This window comes from Vibrio glycogenivorans (genome assembly GCF_051660965.1).
Taxonomy (GTDB): domain Bacteria; phylum Pseudomonadota; class Gammaproteobacteria; order Enterobacterales; family Vibrionaceae; genus Vibrio.
This window is the reverse complement of the sequence record NZ_JBPVIS010000029.1, coordinates 1-4,703: the sequence shown is the minus strand read 5'-3', so window position 1 is coordinate 4,703 and position 4,703 is coordinate 1. Positions and strand designations below refer to the sequence as shown.

General features: G+C 49.4%; 1 protein-coding gene. It reads left to right on the top strand.

Features of this window, described 5'->3' with window-relative positions:
• The coding region (locus tag ACSTTG_RS24090; protein ID WP_438476612.1) for a T1SS-143 repeat domain-containing protein at nt 1-4,703 on the top strand (4,703 nt) is incomplete at both ends.

The window sequence follows — 4,703 nt, the reverse complement described above, 5'->3', positions numbered from 1 at the left end:
TATCAAGGTGACGTAACCAGCGATCCATTTATCCTCGACCAAGCAGACCCAGAGTACCAAGACTTTGCTGTCGAAGATGGTACGGTTTATATCAAGACTTCTGGCGAGATGTACTTCGAGCCGAGTCGAGATTTAGACCATAGTGGTGAAGAAATTCTTAGCACCTCTGTAACAGCCACCATTGTCGACGGTGATGGCGATACTTACATGCCTGTGGCTAATATTGATATTCAAGATGGTCAAGATCCTGTTATCACTGCGGTCAGCCCTGCGTCATTTGATGAGGCGAACTTAGCCGATGGTAATAGCCCAGACAGCGATGCGTTGGTGGTGACAGGCAGTATCAGTGCAACAACGGGTAGTGATGATATCGTTCGCTATGAGGTAGATACCGCTAGTTTCAATAGCACCTCACCGATAGAAGCACTCGGTAAGCCGGTTACATTAGGCAGTCCTTCGGTTGTCACTGACCCAGTCAGCGGCACAACGTCTTATGTTTATAACGCCACCGTCACGCTAGATGACGATAGTGTCGTTGATATATTCCAAGTCTCCATTGATGAGGATGGTAACTACAGCATTGAGCTGTTTGAGCCGATTGATCATGAAGATAACTCCCTGGAAGACGACCAGTTGTCGTTTAACTTGCCAGTGTTTGCGGTAGATAGTGACAGCGATCCGTCTGAGTTGACACCGCAGACCAACATTGCGATTACCGTTGTCGATGATGAAGCGACGGTAGCGAGTACGGTTGCTGACCTTGAGGTGACAGAGCCGGTTACATCGGGTGATAACGCGACTGAAGTGCATGACTTCTTGTCGACGGAAGGTGCTGATGGCGCTTCCGTTGTGAGCTTTGTCTATCAAGGTGATGCGACCAGCGAGCCGTTTGTGCTTGACCAAGCAGACCCAGAATACCAAGACTTTGTTGTCGAAGATGGCACGGTTTATATCAAGACTTCTGGCGAGATGTACTTCGAACCAAGTCGAGATTTAGACCATAGTGGCGAAGAAATTCTTAGCACTTCTGTAACAGCCACCATTGTCGACGGTGATGGCGATACTTACATGCCTGTGGCCAATATTGATATTCAAGATGGTCAAGATCCTGTTATCACTGCGGTCAGCCCTGCGTCATTTGATGAGGCGAACTTAGCCGATGGTAATAGCCCTGATAGCGATGCGTTAGTGGCGACAGGCAGTATCAGCGCAACCACGGGCAGTGACGATATCACTCGCTTTGAAGTGGATACTGCAGCCTTCAATTCAGAAACACCGATTGAGGCACTGGGTAAACCGGTTGTCTTAGGCTCAGCGAATGTCGTGACGGATCCGGTTTCCGGTATGGTGTCGTACGTTTACGATGCGACCGTTACGCTAGACGATAACAGCGTGGTGGACATCTTCCAGGTCTCTATTGATGAAAATGGCAACTACAGTATTGAGCTGTTTGAGCCGATTGATCATGAGAATGGCTCCTTAGAAGATGACCAATTGTCATTTAACTTGCCTGTGTTTGCCGTCGATAGTGATGGCGACCCATCTGAGTCAACCCCGCTGACTAATATCGCGGTTACTATTGTCGATGACGAGGCGACGGTAGCGAGCACGACTGCGGCACTAGAGGTGACTGAGCCGGTCACATCGGGCGATAGCGCCACGGACGTACATGACTTCTTGTCGACAGAAGGTGCGGAAGGTGCCTCGGTAGTGAGTTTTGTCTATCAAAGTGATGCAACCAGCGAGCCATTCGTTCTCGACCAAGCAGACCCAGAATACCAAGACTTTGCTGTTGAAGATGGCACGGTTTATATCAAGACGACCGGTGAGATGTACTTCGAGCCAAACCGCGATTTAGACCATAGCGGTGAAGAAATCCTCAGCACTTCGGTGACCGTCACCATTATCGATGGTGATGGCGATACCTACATGCCAGTTGCCAATATCAGGATTGAAGATGGTCAAGACCCCGTCATTACAGCGGTTGATGCAGCCTCATTTGACGAAGCGAATTTGGTGGATGGGAATAGCCCTGACAGCGATGCGCTGGTTGTGACAGGTAGTATCAATGCAACAACTGGTAGTGATGATATCGTTCGCTATGAGGTAGATACCGCTAGCTTCAATAGCACCTCACCGATAGAAGCGCTTGGTAAGCCAGTTACACTGGGCAGCCCCTCGATTGTGACTGACCCAGTCAGTGGCATAAGCTCTTATGTTTACGATGCAACAGTCACCTTAGACGATGATACGGTTGTCGACATTTTCCAAGTATCCATCGATGAAGACGGTAATTACAGCATCGAGCTGTTTGAGCCGATTGATCATGAGGATGGCTCTTTAGAAGATGACCAACTGTCGTTTAACTTGCCGGTGTTTGCCGTCGATAGTGATGGTGACCCATCTGAGTTGACGCCACAGACCAACATTACGGTGACTGTTGTCGATGATGAGGCGACGGTCGCGAGCACCACTGCTGATCTTGAGGTGACTGAGCCGGTCACATCAGGTGATAACGCGACGGATGTGCATGACTTCTTGTCGACGGAAGGTGCTGATGGTGCTTCTGTTGTGAGCTTTGTCTATCAAGGTGACGTAACCAGCGATCCATTTATCCTCGACCAAGCAGACCCAGAGTACCAACACTTTGCTGTCGAAGATGGTACGGTTTATATCAAGACTTCTGGCGAGATGTACTTCGAACCAAGTCGAGATTTAGACCATAGTGGTGAGGAAATCCTTAGCACCTCTGTGACAGCCACCATTATCGACGGTGATGGTGACACCTATACGCCAGTCGCCAATATCAACATTGAAGATGGTCAAGACCCTGTAATTACTGCGGTTGATGCAGCCTCATTTGATGAGGCTAACCTAGCCGATGGTAATAGCCCTGATAGTGATGCACTAGTGGCGACAGGCAGTATCAGTGCAACAACGGGTAGTGATGATATCGTTCGCTATGAGGTAGATACCGCTAGTTTCAATAGCACCTCACCAATAGAAGCACTTGGTAAGCCGGTTATACTGGGCAGCCCTTCGATTGTGACTGACCCAGTCAGTGGCATAAGCTCTTATGTTTATGATGCAACAGTAACCTTAGACGATGATACGGTTGTCGACATCTTCCAAGTATCCATCGATGAAGACGGTAATTACAGCATTGAACTGTTTGAGCCGATTGATCATGAGGATGGCTCGTCAGAAGACGACCAACTGTCGTTTAATTTGCCAGTGTTTGCCGTGGATGGCGATGGCGATCCATCTGAGTTGACACCGCAGACCAACATTGCGATTACCGTTGTCGATGATGAAGCGACGGTAGCGAGTACGGTTGCTGACCTTGAGGTGACAGAGCCGGTTACATCGGGTGATAACGCGACTGAAGTGCATGACTTCTTGTCGACGGAAGGGGCGGATGGCGCTTCCGTTGTGAGCTTTGTCTATCAAGGTGATGCGACCAGTGACCCATTCGTTCTCGACCAAGCAGACCCAGAATACCAAGACTTTGTTGTCGAAGATGGCACGGTTTATATCAAGACTTCTGGCGAGATGTACTTCGAACCAAGTCGAGATTTAGACCATAGTGGCGAAGAAATTCTTAGCACTTCTGTAACAGCCACCATTGTCGACGGTGATGGCGATACTTACATGCCTGTGGCCAATATTGATATTCAAGATGGTCAGGACCCTGTTATCACAGCGGTCAGTCCTGCTTCATTTGATGAGGCGAACTTAGCCGATGGTAATAGCCCTGATAGCGATGCGTTAGTGGCGACAGGCAGTATCAGCGCAACCACGGGCAGTGACGATATCACTCGCTTTGAAGTGGATACTGCAGCCTTCAATTCAGAAACACCGATTGAGGCACTGGGTAAACCGGTTGTCTTAGGCTCAGCGAATGTCGTGACGGATCCGGTTTCCGGTATGGTGTCGTACGTTTACGATGCGACCGTTACGTTAGACGATAATAGCGTGGTGGACATCTTCCAGGTCTCTATTGATGAAAATGGCAACTATAGTATTGAGCTGTTTGAGCCCATTGATCATGAGAATGATTCGAGCGAAGACGACCAACTGTCGTTTAACTTGCCTGTGTTTGCCGTCGATAGTGATGGCGACCCATCTGAGTCAACCCCGCTGACTAATATCGCGGTTACTATTGTCGATGATGAGGCGACGGTAGCGAGCACGACTGCGGCGCTAGAGGTGACTGAGCCGGTCACATCGGGCGATAGCGCCACGGACGTACATGACTTCTTGTCGACAGAAGGTGCGGAAGGTGCCTCGGTAGTGAGTTTTGTCTATCAAGGTGATGCAACCAGCGAGCCATTCGTTCTCGACCAAGCAGACCCAGAATACCAAGACTTTGCTGTTGAAGATGGCACGGTTTATATCAAGACGACCGGTGAGATGTACTTCGAGCCAAACCGCGATTTAGACCATAGCGGTGAAGAAATCCTCAGCACTTCGGTGACCGTCACCATTATCGATGGTGATGGCGATACCTACATGCCAGTTGCCAGCATTGACATTGAAGATGGTCAAGACCCAGTAATCACTGGGGTCAGCCCTGCCTCATTTGATGAAGCGAATTTGGTGGATGGCAATAGTCCTGATAGTGACGCGCTAGTGGTGACAGGCAGCATTGATGCGACCACGGGTAGTGATGATATCGTTCGTTTTGAAGTGGACACAGGAGC